A 14,967-nucleotide genomic window follows, 5' to 3' on the forward strand; every position below is an offset into this window, starting at 1 on the left:
ATACATCGGTTTCACATCTAAAATTATAGCATAACTATCCGACTGCAAACTTGGCTTAATGAAACAATCCCGATAAATTTCAATCACTTTGCTTGGGAAGAGCGTAAGTTTTTTGAAAGTATAGCTTCAACAATAGATTTTAGAGGTAGAACTCCTAAAAAGTTAGGCATGGACTGGAGTGATTCTGGATATTTAGCTTTATCCGCTTTGAACGTAAAAAATGGATATATTGATCCGTTAGCTGATGCTCACTATGGTGATGAGAAATTATACAGAAAATGGATGTCAGGAAGAGAACTAAAAAAAGGACAGGTTCTCTTTACAACAGAGGCTCCTATGGGAAATGTCGCTCAAGTACCTGATGATAACGGATATATTTTAAGTCAAAGAACTGTAGCATTTGAGACCAAAGAAGATATGATGACTAATGACTTCTTAGCTGTATTATTAAAATCTCCTTTAGTTTTCAATAATTTATCAGCATTATCAAGCGGTGGAACTGCTAAAGGGGTTAGTCAAAAATCATTAAAAGGACTATCTATAACTGTCCCATTGGATATTGACGAGCAACAAAAAATCGGTTCATTCTTCAAACAGTTAGACGAGACTATCGCTCTTCATCAGTGAGAACTATTTTAACCTATTAAAATAACAAAAACCTACCTGTCAGAGACCAGATAGGTAACGCATAATTTTATCATTATCTTGATTTTCAAGCTCCTGAATAATGTGAAGATAGATTTGTTGAGTTGTGGTCATATTTGCGTGGCCCAGTCTACGTGCAACACTAGCAATTGACACACCAGCAAATAAAAGTAACGAAGCATGAGTATGTCGCAATCCGTGTACAGTAATGATTGGTATACCAGTCTTTTTACAACACCTCCTCAACAAATTATTGACCGTTGAATTAAATACTCTTTCCTTAACAAAGATTGGTTCATTGTCAGGTAGATCTTTAATTAACTGCGCAAACTGCATCCCCGTCTTCCAATCGATTGATACATGTCTTTTTGAAGAAGCATTTTTTGTACCCATGAATCCTCCCTCATTTGTTTTATAATTCCATGTTTTCGTCACTGAAATTGTTTGATTAAAGAAATTAAAATCCTCTGGTGTAAGTGCTAACGCTTCTGAAAAGCGTAAGCCTGTTTTTGCTATCAAAAGAATCAACCAATCAAAGCTAACTTGCTCGGTTAATTCCAGTGAGTCTAATAATTTTTGCAAATCGAATTGATTCAAGTACTTATCCTTTTTTGGACGTGGTGTCTTGCCTTTAATAACTACTTTTCTTGTCGGATCTGAAATAATGATTCGTTCATCAAGCGCATCTCTTAGTGCCCCTTTTAATTGATGGTGAAAGTCTAACGTTGTCTGTTTTTCATGTGTCATTGCGTATTGATTTAACAAGCTTTGATATGACTTTCGATCTAGATCTTGTAAAAATAAATCGGGGACCAATTCCCGAACCCATTTCAAACTCATTTTATACTTAGCCAACGTAACATCTCTCACCGCTCCTACCTTGTATAACTCAATCCACTCCGCATAATACTCATAAAATTTCACCTGATTTTCCATATAAAACCCTCCACATAATTTTTGACCGAAGTCCATTCATTATGTAGAGGATAGTATGAAATAATTCAATCTATTTTTCTTTTATACGAACATTTTTTGCAACATACTTTTTTTCATTAATTTTAATTCATCAATTTTACGCTGATGAAGAGCGATAGTGTCATCTAACTGTTTGAAGAATGAACCGATTTTTTGTTGCTCTTCAAATTTTGGAAGATGAACATTAAATGATGAAAGTGCTTCTTTGGTGATAGTTTTGATAGTACCACCTGGTGCTTTAAGCTTTTCAATTTCAAATTTTTTCTGAATTGTATATGCCCAAAATCGTTCATCAGTTTCTTTTTCATAATCTTCGAAAATTAGTAAGGTACGGTCTACAAATGAATCATACTGAGTGATAGCAACACGTCCAATGCTTCCTTGTAGTGTAACTACAACTTTTCCTTTTGGAACAAACACACTCTTAGATTGAGCTAATTTACTTATTTTTTGTTTTGTATTTTCAACTAAAGTTAATTTATTAGTCACGTCCACAACTTGAACAAAAGGCATAGCACCTTCGCCGTCATACCACTCTTTATTCCCATACGGTTGTGGGAATGAACCACGACGATATTTAGCATGATCTCCTAACTTACGCTCTTCCCAATCATCATTGAAACCAGCAAATCGTATTTCCGGAATTATTTCACCATTTTTGGGAAACATTTTTTGTAAAAAGCCTTTTTTCTGTTCATTTAGTAGATTTAACTTACGCTGATGAAGAGAGATAGTATTATCCAATTTTTTGAAGAATGAACCGATTTTTTGTTGTTCTTCTAATTTTGGATATAAAAGATTTACTTGTTTTAGATCAGAGTTATGCAGATGAACTACAGATTTTCCTTGAGCTCTCTTCGACATTTCTTGTTGTTGAGATCCATTAGAAATAGTTAAAGCTAAAAAAATAGAATCAATATAATTTACTGGTTTAATTATATTTAAATCTCCACCTAAAATTAGACCTGATTTACCAACAACTGAAGCTCTAGAAATATCTTCTGAAGATTCTCCTGATGCAGGTACTATGACTTCAGATCCTTCACTAATTATTGAGTTATCTTTCTTATTTACAAATGTATCTACTTTCTCAATAACTGTTTCATATTTTGTATATAAGCGACCATATAAAATTATTGGATCTCCAAATTCGACTAAATCATTTTTTGTATATCCATTGCCTTTTGAAAAACTAGCTAATTCACCTAACTTACGCTCTTCCCACTCATCCTCGTATCCTTTAAATCTCACACTCGGTGTTCTGCTTGGATTCATTCAAGCCCACCTCCATGTAACAATTGTCGAAATTGCGCGAGTTCTTTTTCAATTTCTGGACTAGTTGAAACGAGTTCTCCAAAGAGCGTGGCTAATTCTTTTTCTGCTTGAGCTAATGAGTCGTTAGTAGCGGCTATTTCTTGTGCCAATTCTCCTAAGTGAATCGGTTCCTCCTCTTCAAAGGTATCAACGTAACGTGGAATATTCAAATTAAAATCATTTTCTTTGATTTCATCAAATGTTGCTAGGTGGGCATATTTTTCGATAGATACTCTTTTTTGGTACGTATCAATAATAGCTTCAATATGATTTGGTTCTAATACGTTTTGATTTTTCCCTTTAGTAAAGCCATTTGACGCGTCAATAAATAAGACATCTTGGTTTGGTCGGTTTTTCTTTAAGATAATGACGGTCGTAGGAATAGATGTACTAAAAAAGATATTCGCCGGTAAGCCAATGACGGTATCAATCGCCCCATTTCTTAACAAAATTTCTCGAATTTTACCTTCTGAATTTCCTCTAAATAAGACCCCGTGTGGCAAAATAATCGCCATCACACCAGATTCTTTTAAATGGTAGTAGCCGTGTAGTAAAAAGGCAAAGTCTGCTTTAGATTTTGGGGCTAATACACCATACATTGAAAAGCGCGGATCATCTAAAAAGCCTTTTTCACCTGACCACTTGGCTGAATATGGGGGGTTCATGAGTACGGCATCGAAGTTGGTCGGCTCTTCAGTCGGCCAATCTCCATCTAGCGTGTCCCCATTGCGTAAATGCTGATTGGCACTATCGACACCATGTAAAATCATATTCATTCGCGCCAAATTAAATGTCGATGTATTCAATTCTTGACCGAAATAATTAATAAATCCTTTTTCATTTGAAAAGCGTCTGACATTCAGTAATAGCGAGCCAGATCCCATTGTCGGATCGTAGACGGAGAAGCCTTTTTGGTCTTCCTTTCCATCAATAGCAATACGAGTCATTAACTCAGAGATAGGCTGTGGTGTGTAGAATTCACCTGCTTTTTTGCCCGACTCTGATGCGAATTGACTAATTAAATACTCATAGGCATCGCCTAGTATATCCCCTTGATGTGCCAAATCTAAGTCGGCTAATTCTTTCATCACATTCGCGATGGTTTGATTTTGTTTTTGTGGAGTGGCTCCTAGTTTTTTCGAATACAAATCCACATCTTCAAATAAGTTCTCGAATAGCTCATTGCTTTGTTCGATATTTCGAAAACCTTGCGCCAAATCCTCTAGCTGGAATTTTCCTCGGTAGACATCGTGAACTAACGCTGTAAATGTTAGTGATGGTTCAATTAAATAAGAAAACTCATCCTTTAACGCATAAAGCAAATCGTCTTTGACTTCTCCGTCGTCCATAGCCTTTGTGAAAATCACTTGTGCTTCTTCCAGGTCACTTGCGCTCTCCTCTAATAAATCGACCGCAAAGACCAGCATTCTATCGGATAGATATTTATAAAAGACGATTCCTAATAAATAATTTTTGTACTCGTTGGCATCCATTTTTGATCGTAAGATATCTGCCGAACTCCATAAAGCTTGATATAGATTTTTTGAATTTTGATTGCTTACCACAGCTATCGCTCCTCTACAACGTATGTTTATATCTTTATTATCCTATTTTAGATATCATATTCCTAGAATTATTTTGCGTATTTCACGTATTTTTTAATTTACTAGGACAAGGGACTGACTTTCGTCAAGCATTCTGCTTCTCTCGCACCCTTCTTCACTCTCCCAATTGCTTCTAGCCGCTATTTTTCATGCGATCTTGTATACTAAATATATATTGACAAACTACTAGGAGGGTTCTTATGCCAAAAGTTGCGACCAATCAATCCAAACAAGATAAATTATACGAGCGGACCTTAAAAACAATCGGTGCGGTAGCAAAGTTGCCTATCATCCGCGTAAACCGCAAAAAATTTTTGAAAGAGCAGTTTGCAGGCTCACCTGATTTAGACAAAATTCTAAAATATGGACCGCAATCAGTCTATTCTTCGACGGATTTACGTCAAAAAGCGACAGAAATTATCAAAAGTAGTACAAAAAAAACATCTATAGCAAGTTTTGCGGCAGGGATGCCTTCTAACCCATTGATTATGTTAGCGGCTGGTAGTGCAGACGTGGCGCAATATTTTGCCTTTGCAATTAATATGGCGCAGCAGATTGCGTATTTATTTGGTGAGGAAGATTTGTTTACGAGTAAGACGGATGAGCTTTCAGAAGAAGCAAAGTTACGTATTATTGCCTATCTTGGTGTGATGTTTGGTGCTGGTGGTGCGGCCTTCTTGGTCTCGAAAGTATCTAAGCAAGCCGGTGAGCATTTAGGCCAACGCATCGCGACAAAGACTCTCAGTCAGACGACTTGGTTTCCATTAGTGAAGAAAGTCGGCGCCAAAATTGGCCAAAATATCACCCAGGAATCCGTCCAAAAGACTGTGACTAAGTCAGTGCCTATCATTGGTGGTGTCATTTCTGGCGGCTTGACGTATGTGACGTTCATTCCTATGGGTAATCGCTTGGCAGATGCCTTTGTCATGCACCTCGACGGGACGTTTGAAGATAGCCCGACGACACTGATGAAAAAGCAACACTTTCTCGATCGATTCAAACGACGCCAAAAACCAGCGAATGAAGTAATCGAAGGTGAATTCAAAGTACTACCCCTTGAAGAAGAAAAAGAATAGTATCCAAAAAGGTGTGACAAAAGCGATTAGCTCCGAGCAATCAATCAGAAATCGTAAAAATTGCTCCTCAAATTTTTTAAGAGTTTTGATTGATTGTCGAAAGAGCTGCTTTTGGAACACTGATTATTATGGTGTGACAAAAGCGATTAGCTCTGAGTAATCAATCAGAAATTGGAAAAATTGCTCCTCATATTTTTTAAGATTTTTGATTGATTGTCAAAAGAGTTGCTTTTACTAATCTATTCAAGTTATGGGAGTGTGACGGACGTTTGTCACACTCCCTTTTTTCATCAGGTGTCCCAAATGATTTTTTTCGCAAAACTCTCATCCATTTTTTATCTTATTTTTGAAATATTCGCTATAATAAGAGTGAAACATCTATAAAGGAGGATATACATGACTGCATTTGAACATTTTTATGAATTTTTCGTGCCGGATCATTACCAATTATTCTTTGATATTGACCGTGCCAAGAAAGAAATAACCGGCAAAACGACGATTACTGGGACTGCCAAGCAAGCAGATATCGCCATTCACCAAAAAGATTTGACGATAGCGTCTGTGGAAGTCAACAATCTTGCGGCTACCTATACAGTGGACGATGAAAAAGAAGCCATCCGTATCAGCTTACCAGAAGCTGGCGAAGTGACAATCACGATTGCTTATAAGACCAAGCTGACAGATACCATGATGGGCATCTACCCGTCTTATTACGAAGTAGATGGCGTCAAAAAGCAATTGATTGGTACGCAGTTTGAGACCAATTCTGCCCGTCAAGCCTTTCCATGTGTGGACGAGCCTGAAGCGAAAGCGACATTTGCTGTATCGATTCGTTACGACGAGCACGAAGGTGAAACAATTCTTGCCAATATGCCTGAGACCAAGTGTGTCGATGGGGTGCATTATTTTGATACGACCGTTAAGATGTCGACGTATTTAGTAGCATTTGGCTTTGGTGAACTGCAAGGCAAGACTGCGACAACGAAAAGTGGCGTGAAAGTTGGCGTCTTTGGTACGTATGCGCATGCTGCGAAAGAGTTAGACTTTGGCTTAGATATTGCGACTCGTGCCATCGAATTCTACGAAGACTTCTTCCAAACTCCATATCCACTGCCACATTCTTGGCAATTGGGCTTGCCTGACTTTTCAGCCGGTGCGATGGAAAACTGGGGTCTAATCACGTATCGTGAAGCGTATTTATTACTTGATCCAGATAATACGAGCCTGACAACGAAGCGTGCTGTAGCGACCGTCATTGCGCATGAAGTAGCACACCAATGGTTTGGTGACTTGGTAACAATGAAGTGGTGGGATGATTTATGGTTAAATGAAAGTTTTGCCAATATGATGGAGTATGTCTGTGTGGATGCCATCGAGCCTGACTTACACGTATGGGAAAGCTTCCAGACCAAAGATGTACCCGCAGCTCTTCACAGGGATGCAACCGATGGCGTACAGTCCGTCCACGTCGCTGTCGAAGATCCTGCCGAGGTCGATTCCTTATTTGATGCGGCCATCGTCTATGCAAAAGGGGCGCGGATGTTAGTGATGGTGCGTGCTTTAATTGGTGATGATGCATTACGTCAAGGATTAAAGGCATATTTTGCCAAGCATCAATACGGCAATGCGACGGGTGCTGACTTATGGACTGCCCTTGGTGATGCGTCTGGTATCGATGTCGGTGCAGTGATGCATTCTTGGCTTGAACAACCGGGCTACCCTGTCGTCAAAGCCTCAGTGCAAAATGAAGAACTCATCCTTACCCAAAATCAATTTTTCATCGGTGAAGGCTCAGATCAACAACGCATCTGGCAAATTCCTTTAGCAAGCAATGCAAAAGACGTCCCTGAATTGATGACTGAGCGCACACTCTCATTAGGAAACTATACTGAATTGCGTGCCAAAGCTGGCGAACCTTTCCGCTTAAATGTCGGCAATAATTCTCATTTTATCGTCCAATACGATGACACCTTATTAGCAGATATTTTGTCTCAAGTCAGTGACTACGATGCCCTAACTCAATTGCAACTTTTACAAGATTTGCAGTTATTGGCTAGTGGCCGTTATGTATCGTACGCAACACTTGTACCGTTATTGTTTCAATTTGCGGACAGCACGCATGCGATTGTCAACCAAGCACTCTATAATATCGCAGATGAATTTGATTTATTCGTTGAGCCAAATACTGAGGAAGAAGCCAACTTAAAACAGTACTATCATAAACTAAGCCATAAAAACTATACACGCTTAGGTTGTGCACCAAAAGATGCCGATACCCATGATGACCAATTAAGTCGTCCACTTGTGCTCCAAGCAGCTCTTTATGGTGGCAACAAAGACGCAATCACTGAAGCGCACGACCTATTCACTGCTCATAAAGATGCGATTATTGATTTACCGGCAGCAGTTCGTGCAGCAATCTTACTGAACGAAGTCCGTGCATATGGCAGTGAAGCATTGTTTGAGTCATTCTTACAAACTTACCGTCGTTCTTCCGACGCTAACTTTAAGCAAGACTTGCAAGTAGCCATGACTCAATCCAAAGAACCTGTCATCTTGGAAGCGATTGTCGCAAAATTCAAAGAAGCCGATACCATCAAACCACAAGATTTGCGCGGTTGGTTCTACGGCGTGCTAGCTAACCCATTAGGTGAACAGCTAGCGTGGGATTGGATTCGCACGAACTGGCAATGGTTGCTTGATACTGTTGGTGGGGACATGTCATTTACGAGTTACATCCAAATGATTGCCCGCGTCTTCCGCACATCTGAACGACTAGCGGAGTACAAAGCATTCTTTGAACCAAAATTAAACACACCAGGATTAACCCGCGAGATCACGATGGGTATCAATGTCATCACCAGTCGCGTGTCCTTGATTACAGCCGAAAAAGAAGCTGTAAATAAATCTATAGCTAGAGAAATTTAAAAAAAGTGTTCCAAAAGCTCTTAGCAACAAGTTCAAAGATTGTTTGACTTGTTGCCGAGAAAGAGCTGCTTTAAAACATCGCTTATTGAGAGTACGATCAAAAGCCAAAAAATCCAGAAGCTGTTTTTTAAACTTCAGGATTTTTTGGCTTTTTGCTTACAACTGAATATTTCTCTTTCAATCACTTTCTAGCTTATATTTTTACTTATCTCAGCTTTGCGACCGATTTTTTTAAATGCTCTTCGACTAGGTAGGCCGTCTCTTCGATGGACTTATCGGTTACGTCAATCACCTGCGACTGATACTTTTTAAAGATGGATTGTGCATATGCTAGCTCTCTTCTTACCTTTTCGACATCGGTATAACTTGTCGTGTGACCCAAGCCAAGTGATTCTAAGCGATTGCTGCGAATTTTTACTAATTTTTCCGGTTGACAAATTAGCCCAATTATCCGATCTGAATCGACTTGATCTAGCACTTGCGGCACCGGGACTTCGGGTATCAGCGGGAGATTGGCAATCTTATGTCCCCGATTTGCTAAGTACATACTTAGTGGTGTCTTGGATGTACGAGAGACTCCAAGGATGACCGCATCGGCTGTAAGAAAGCCTTGGGGATTCTTACCGTCATCATACTTTACGGCAAACTCAATAGCAGAAATCCGCTGAAAATACTCGGTATCTAGCTTATGTACGATGCCAGGCTTTTCAATTGGTTGCACATGTAATTTCTCCTCAATCATAGAAAAAAACGGTTGCATTAAATCATAATAGGCTAAGCTTTCACTTAGACTATACTCTTTCGCTACTTGTGCCAAACGTCGATTGACTAATGTACTAATAACGATCGCATCTTCTTTCTTGGCATCTTTAAGAATGCCAACTAATTCTTGCTCATCCGTGACAAATGGAAATCGATACGCGTTACGGAATGCTACATCTGGGTATTGAACCATGACGGCACCAATGAGTTTTTGAGATGTCTCTCCTATCGAATCTGAAATAGTATAAATGGCAATTTCTTTATTCATTATACTCGCTCCTATCGTTTTAATTCTGCTTCTCTTGCACGTTGAATGAGGTAATTGAGGATTTTTGTTTTGGTTATTTTGCCGATGACTTTGGCGTGGTTGTCTTCGGATACGACCGGTAAGGAATCCACCTCAAAATCTTGTAAAATACTAGCTGCTTCTAAAATATCCATATCCTTGGTCGCTACCTTAATATGCGGCACCCGAGTCATGCAGATGGCGACAGGTGTTTGGTCAATGTTGGTATTCAAGGATGCTCTCAATAAATCCTTGCGCGACAATACTCCGGCCAACTCTTGACTCTCATCAATTACATACAATGACCCGACATCATACATAAATAGCGTGGTGATAGCATCACGAATCGTCGTATCTTTCGTCACCAGTAATGGCGGCACCATCAATTCGTCTATTTTGGTTCGAAAACTATCAAAAAAGAAAAACGTCTCTACTGCACTACCCAAATACGTGTAGCCAACTTTTGGTGTTGCCTGCAACAATCCGATAAGGGTCAAAAAAGTTAAGTCTGAACGTAAGGTTGCTCGGGATACTTCCATCAATTCTGATATTTTTTCTCCGCTGACCGGTTGATAGGCTTTTACTATTTCAATAATTTTCTCTTGTCGATCGGTTAATTTCATGCCAACCTCCATTATTTACTTTTTTATTATTCTCATTATACAACGAATAATAAATGATTCAACTAAAAAATATCATACATACACCTATTGACAATATATATGACACATATTAAGATACAAATATAATGAATGTGTCACATATTTAGTCAGGAGGCAGAAAGCATGCAATTCATTTATGATTTTGAAGAAGGACGACGGACAGATAAAGGTTTACTTGGTGGCAAGGGTGCAAACTTAGCAGAAATGACGCACTTAGGATTACCCGTTCCACCTGGATTTACGATCACGACAGAGTGCTGCATGACTTACCTAGCAGACGAATCATTTTTCGATACTCAATTAAAAAGCTCAATTATGAATGCGGTTCACAAATTAGAAAATAAAACCCACAAATCATTTACCAATACAATCGATCCACTACTTGTTTCTGTTCGGAGTGGCGCAAAATTTTCCATGCCTGGAATGATGGACACGATTCTAAATTTAGGTTTAAATGATCAACGAGTGCAGGCCTTCGCACAAACGACATCTTTGGCTTTTGCTTATGACTGCTACCGCCGTTTATTGCAAATGTATGGCGATGTTGTCTTTGGTATTCCTAAAGAAGAATTCTATGACTTATTGTCCAATGCCGAACAAGCATTGGCTAAAAAAACTGATTCATTCACCCTGCGTGAACAAGAAGAAGTCATTCAATCATATAAGGAAAAGTTTTTCTCTCGCAACCTGGTCTTCCCTCAAGATCCTTACGAACAATTATTCGAAGCGACGAAGGCTGTTTTTCGCTCATGGAACAATCAACGTGCCAACGTCTACCGCGAATTAAATCATATCCCGCATAATCTAGGAACCGCGGTCAATGTACAAAGTATGGTCTTTGGGAATAGTGGTGATCAAAGTGGTACCGGAGTAGTCTTTACCCGCAATCCTGCTACCGGTGAGGGTCACTTATTCGGTGAATTTTTACTCAATGCACAAGGTGAAGATGTCGTTGCCGGTATTCGCACGCCAGCACCTATCGCCGAATTGAAAGAGCAAATGCCAACCGCTTATGCAGATTTTGTTCATTACGCAAAAGTCTTGGAGGATCATTACAAAGATATGCAAGACATTGAGTTTACTATTGAAAATGAGCATCTATATATTTTGCAGACACGTGACGGAAAGCGTACCGCGAAAGCTGCGTTAACAATTGCTTTGGATTTAGTAAAAGAAGGTATTATTTCCAAAGAGACCGCACTAAATCGCGTCTCACCTGAAATGATTGACCAGTTAATTCATCCAGTTTTTGATAGCAATGCTCTAAAAGATGCCGAATTAGTAGCCGCGGGGTTACCAGCTAGTCCAGGTGCTGCGACAGGGGTAATTGTTTTTACGGCAGAAGCAGCGAAAGATTTTTCTAATATGGGACAAAAAGTCATTCTCGTGCGCCAAGAAACCTCGCCGGAAGATATCGAGGGGATGATTGTCAGTGAAGCGATTGTGACTAGTCGTGGTGGGATGACTTCTCATGCTGCGGTCGTAGCACGAGGTATGGGAACATGCTGCATTACTGGATGTGAGGCATTGACAGTTGACGAACAAAACAAACAAGTCAAATGTGGGGAGTTACTTTTTACTGAAGGAGATATTTTTTCCGTTGATGGCACTTCTGGCAAGATTTTCTTAGGAGAAATTCCCACTGTCATCGCCGAAAACAATGAGGAGTTGAAGCAATTATTGACCTGGGCAGATGAAGTCGCTCAACTAAACGTGCGGGCAAATGCCGAAACAGTATTAGATTTAACAACGGCGATGGATTTTGGCGCAACAGGAATCGGTCTAGCTCGCACGGAGCATATGTTCTTTGGAGCTGAGCGAGTGCTCGAAATGCGACGCTTAATACTAGCAGACAGTGACAAAGAAGCACAAGATGCCCTAGAACGATTGCTCACCTTCCAAGAAGAAGATTTTTATCAAATGTATCAGATTGTTCAAGATAAGCCCATGGTCATTCGCCTACTCGATCCGCCCATGCATGAGTTTCTCCCTCATGAGCCAAATGACATACGTCAACTGGCATTAAAGCTAGGAAAATCGCCTTTACTTGTAGAAGAGCAAATCCGTCGCTTGCAAGAAGCAAATCCGATGCTCGGTCATCGCGGCTGTCGACTAGGAATTACGATGCCGACCATTTACCAGATGCAAGTACGTGCCATTTTTAAGAGTGTCATTCGTCTCCAAAAAGAAGGACAAACGATACTGCCAGAGGTCATGATTCCTTTAATTGCGGAAAAAGAAGAGCTACTGTACATTAAACAATTTTTGACTTCGACCATCGAACAAGTATTTGCACAAGAAGGTATCGAGCCCTTACCGTATGAGCTTGGCACGATGATTGAATTGCCTCGTGCATGTTTTATTGCAGATGAATTAGCGAAAGAAGCTGACTTTTTCAGTTTTGGTACCAATGATTTAACGCAAATGACGTATGGCTTTTCGCGTGATGATATAGGTAAATTTATTAATACTTACACGGAAAAAGGCATTATGCAAAGTGACCCATTCCAGCATCTAGATCAAAATGGTGTAGGATCTCTCATTCGAGTTGCCGTAGAAAAAGCCCGTCAAACGAAGCCAGAAATGTGTATTGGTGTTTGTGGTGAAGTCGGTGGCGATCCAGACTCCATTCGCTTTTTTGCTGAAATAGGTGTTGATTATGTTTCCTGTTCCCCTTTCCGCATCCCAGCTGCGCGCTTAGCCGTTGCTCAAGCAGCTATAAATTAAACGTTAGACTTTCTCGACTACAAGAATAAGACCAGAAATACCAGAAGTTCTTTCTCAAACTCTTGGTGTTTCTGGTCTTTATCTGTAATTCATTTCGTCAGAGCTTCGATTTTATTTTTTCGGTGCACGATAACCAGCTGCTTGTGCTTCACTGACGGTTTTAAACCATGCTTCAGGGTTGGTTGTTTTGTCATAATACGTTGACCCTGGTAGGTGATAAATCTTGTTCTTCGACCCCTTAATCAGACCTTGCCCCGTCGCAGGATCGACATATTGTGTTTCTCCACTTGCGGCTGCTGGTTGAGTTGTTGTTTGAGTTGTTGTTTGAGTTGTTGTTTGAGACGTTGTCTGCTCTTGTGTGGACTGTTCTGTCTCCTCACTACTTACGACACTTGACCCATCCGCATAATTTACTGTCACGCCATCTTGGACATTAAAAATATACACATGGAATTTTATTTCATCACTTGAAATCGATTGTGCTTCTAGCTCTACCCCACGTGCCAATAACTCATTGCCCCGAAAAATTGGCGTCACGCGATACCGGACATAATTATCCGAGCTTTTTTCAAGATATGTCTTGATATCCATTTCAAACCGCAGCATCTCTGGCGAATTTAGTTGACGCGTGCCGGTGATTAAATTTTTCCAGTTGGCATTTTCTCCTGACAATGCCCAGCCAATTAGATGCGAACGATTATACAAATAGCCATCTTTGATTTTTTTATTTTGCCAGCCAGTCGGAGAGACCGATGAAATATCGCCTCGCTTGCCAGTCGGCATGAGACTTTGATTGAGCATCGCATCGGCCAAGGTCGCTCGATTCAATGTGTCAAGATCTCCATATGATTCCCAAGCACCATCTTTTACTGATAGATCTGTAGTGGTAAAGAGTGGTACGTTATTATTGATTTCAATGGTTTGTGTGCCAGCATAGTCTTTTGCGGCAAGGTCTTGTATTATCTGCGTCCGTGTTGCGGAAATTGCTTCTTGCTCTTTTTTCTCTTCGGCTGTGGTGTTTGTTGTTTGAGTCTTGGTGCTTTCTTTGGTTGTCACTTGTTCAGTCTGGGTAGTTGTCGATTCCGTCGATCCCTCAGCGCTACTACAGCCAGCTGCCGTCCCCAAGACAAGTGCCATCACTGCCAAAAAGAACCCCATCTTTTGCACTCTTTCCCTTTTCATCTCCATCTCTCTCCTTTTCTTATTCCATTTTTATTATTTGCTTGAATTTGTCACGAGTCAATGATAACTGCGTATATATATTGATCGAAACAAAAAAACGTATGACTCTTCACCGTTTAAGATAAAAAGTCATACGTTTTTTAACTATTTTAATTAGCTTTTTTTAACATTGCCCGAACAACTAATGATAAGACAAATCCGACAATTGCTACCACAGGGGCCACAATGAAGGCTGAATGGTACGCTCGTTTGATCGACAAATCGAGCGGCGATTTGTGGGCCTAAAAGTGCTCCAATTGAGTATCCGAAGAACATGATACCATAGTTCACACCAGGGTTTTTCATACCGAATGTCTTACTTGTTAATGGTGGGAACACGACAAGTACACCACCGAATGATGCACCTAAAATAATAATGCTCGTTTCCAATCTGGTGCTCTTGCTTCATTAACTATTTCTGATGCCACTGTTTCACCTTGGAACTGGGAAGCTACATCGAGAGAAGATCCTCAGTACCGTCCATCCGATGCAGATGCTTATTTCATCGGTGGTACGAAAGGTTCATTGTCCTTACCTAGACTTCATCAATTTTCATACGATGGCGATGCTTCATGGCACAAACCACTAGCAACGGCCATTCAACCAGTTGATCCGCAGTTACCACATAAAATGCAATTAAAACATTTTGTCCAAGTCATCGAAGGTAACGAAAGCCCAATTGTAACACCTGCGGACAATGTCAAAACTTTAGAAACAGTAATGGCTATTAAAGAAGCAACAAAAACAAGTAATTTAATAAAACTTGG

At 40.0% G+C, this 14,967-nt stretch carries 12 protein-coding genes; 5 read left to right on the forward strand and 7 right to left on the reverse strand.

Going from position 1 to position 14,967, the window contains the following annotated elements:
* Positions 1-168 precede the first annotated feature (168 nt).
* Positions 169-627, forward strand: a complete 459-nt coding sequence (locus HMPREF9088_RS08445; protein WP_007208790.1) for a restriction endonuclease subunit S — start codon at positions 169-171, stop codon at positions 625-627.
* Between the two features lie 39 nt (positions 628-666).
* Here HMPREF9088_RS08445 and HMPREF9088_RS08450 read toward each other — a convergent pair whose 3' ends face one another.
* From HMPREF9088_RS08450 to HMPREF9088_RS08460, 3 genes are all read right to left on the reverse strand, one after another.
* Complete coding sequence (locus tag HMPREF9088_RS08450; RefSeq protein ID WP_040366878.1) at positions 667-1,581, reverse strand: site-specific integrase; 915 nt, start codon at positions 1,579-1,581, stop codon at positions 667-669.
* Positions 1,582-1,662: 81 nt separating this feature from the next.
* The gene (locus HMPREF9088_RS08455; RefSeq protein WP_007208792.1) at positions 1,663-2,895 is read right to left on the reverse strand and encodes a restriction endonuclease subunit S; all 1,233 of its coding nucleotides are present in this window, start codon (positions 2,893-2,895) and stop codon (positions 1,663-1,665) included.
* Positions 2,892-4,499 carry a type I restriction-modification system subunit M gene (locus tag HMPREF9088_RS08460; RefSeq protein ID WP_007208793.1) on the reverse strand — a complete coding sequence of 536 codons (1,608 nt, stop codon included), beginning with the start codon at positions 4,497-4,499 and terminating at the stop codon, positions 2,892-2,894. The genes HMPREF9088_RS08455 and HMPREF9088_RS08460 overlap by 4 nt, the downstream gene beginning before the upstream one ends.
* A 239-nt stretch (positions 4,500-4,738) precedes the next feature.
* Here HMPREF9088_RS08460 and HMPREF9088_RS08465 point away from each other — a divergent pair, with 239 nt between their 5' ends.
* Together HMPREF9088_RS08465 and HMPREF9088_RS08470 are read left to right on the forward strand one after the other, a co-directional pair.
* Positions 4,739-5,614, forward strand: coding sequence for a hypothetical protein (locus HMPREF9088_RS08465; RefSeq protein ID WP_007208794.1), 876 nt, complete (start codon positions 4,739-4,741; stop codon positions 5,612-5,614).
* A gap of 396 nt (positions 5,615-6,010) precedes the next feature.
* Entirely contained in the window at positions 6,011-8,542 is a 2,532-nt protein-coding gene (locus HMPREF9088_RS08470; RefSeq protein WP_007208796.1) for a M1 family metallopeptidase, read from the forward strand.
* A gap of 205 nt (positions 8,543-8,747) precedes the next feature.
* Here the strand turns inward: HMPREF9088_RS08470 and HMPREF9088_RS08475 are convergent, their stop codons facing one another.
* Entirely contained in the window at positions 8,748-9,572 is an 825-nt protein-coding gene (locus HMPREF9088_RS08475) for a pyruvate, water dikinase regulatory protein (RefSeq protein ID WP_007208797.1), read from the reverse strand.
* Positions 9,573-9,583: 11 nt separating this feature from the next.
* Entirely contained in the window at positions 9,584-10,213 is a 630-nt protein-coding gene (locus HMPREF9088_RS08480) for a helix-turn-helix transcriptional regulator (RefSeq protein ID WP_040366881.1), read from the reverse strand.
* 162 nt (positions 10,214-10,375) lie between these two features.
* Between HMPREF9088_RS08480 and ppdK the strand changes: the two genes are divergently transcribed.
* Positions 10,376-12,979, forward strand: coding sequence for a pyruvate, phosphate dikinase (gene ppdK / locus HMPREF9088_RS08485; protein ID WP_040366882.1), 2,604 nt, complete (start codon positions 10,376-10,378; stop codon positions 12,977-12,979).
* A 111-nt stretch (positions 12,980-13,090) separates the two neighbouring features.
* On the opposite strand, the gene HMPREF9088_RS08490 is transcribed toward ppdK, so the two are convergent.
* Positions 13,091-14,167, reverse strand: a complete 1,077-nt coding sequence (locus HMPREF9088_RS08490; protein ID WP_007208800.1) for a DNA/RNA non-specific endonuclease — start codon at positions 14,165-14,167, stop codon at positions 13,091-13,093.
* A gap of 147 nt (positions 14,168-14,314) precedes the next feature.
* Positions 14,315-14,590, reverse strand: coding sequence for an OFA family MFS transporter (locus tag HMPREF9088_RS11965; RefSeq protein ID WP_143139683.1), 276 nt, complete (start codon positions 14,588-14,590; stop codon positions 14,315-14,317).
* Positions 14,591-14,725: 135 nt separating this feature from the next.
* Here HMPREF9088_RS11965 and HMPREF9088_RS12230 point away from each other — a divergent pair.
* A partial coding sequence (locus tag HMPREF9088_RS12230; RefSeq protein WP_007208801.1) for a hypothetical protein occupies positions 14,726-14,967 on the forward strand: 242 nt, incomplete at its 3' end.

Source organism: Enterococcus italicus DSM 15952, from assembly GCF_000185365.1.
GTDB classification, from domain to species: Bacteria; Bacillota; Bacilli; order Lactobacillales; family Enterococcaceae; genus Enterococcus_G; species Enterococcus_G italicus.

Excerpts from the sequence above, each read along its gene's own strand:
- HMPREF9088_RS08450 (WP_040366878.1), bottom strand. The coding sequence starts at position 1,581 with ATGGAAAATCAGGTGAAATTTTATGAGTATTATGCGGAGTGGATTGAG.
- HMPREF9088_RS08480 (WP_040366881.1), bottom strand. The coding sequence starts at position 10,213 with ATGAAATTAACCGATCGACAAGAGAAAATTATTGAAATAGTAAAAGCC.
- ppdK (WP_040366882.1), top strand. The coding sequence starts at position 10,376 with ATGCAATTCATTTATGATTTTGAAGAAGGACGACGGACAGATAAAGGT.
- HMPREF9088_RS08475 (WP_007208797.1), bottom strand. The coding sequence starts at position 9,572 with ATGAATAAAGAAATTGCCATTTATACTATTTCAGATTCGATAGGAGAG.
- HMPREF9088_RS08465 (WP_007208794.1), top strand. The coding sequence starts at position 4,739 with ATGCCAAAAGTTGCGACCAATCAATCCAAACAAGATAAATTATACGAG.
- HMPREF9088_RS08455 (WP_007208792.1), bottom strand. The coding sequence starts at position 2,895 with ATGAATCCAAGCAGAACACCGAGTGTGAGATTTAAAGGATACGAGGAT.
- HMPREF9088_RS08445 (WP_007208790.1), top strand. The coding sequence starts at position 169 with ATGGACTGGAGTGATTCTGGATATTTAGCTTTATCCGCTTTGAACGTA.
- HMPREF9088_RS08490 (WP_007208800.1), bottom strand. The coding sequence starts at position 14,167 with ATGGAGATGAAAAGGGAAAGAGTGCAAAAGATGGGGTTCTTTTTGGCA.
- HMPREF9088_RS08470 (WP_007208796.1), top strand. The coding sequence starts at position 6,011 with ATGACTGCATTTGAACATTTTTATGAATTTTTCGTGCCGGATCATTAC.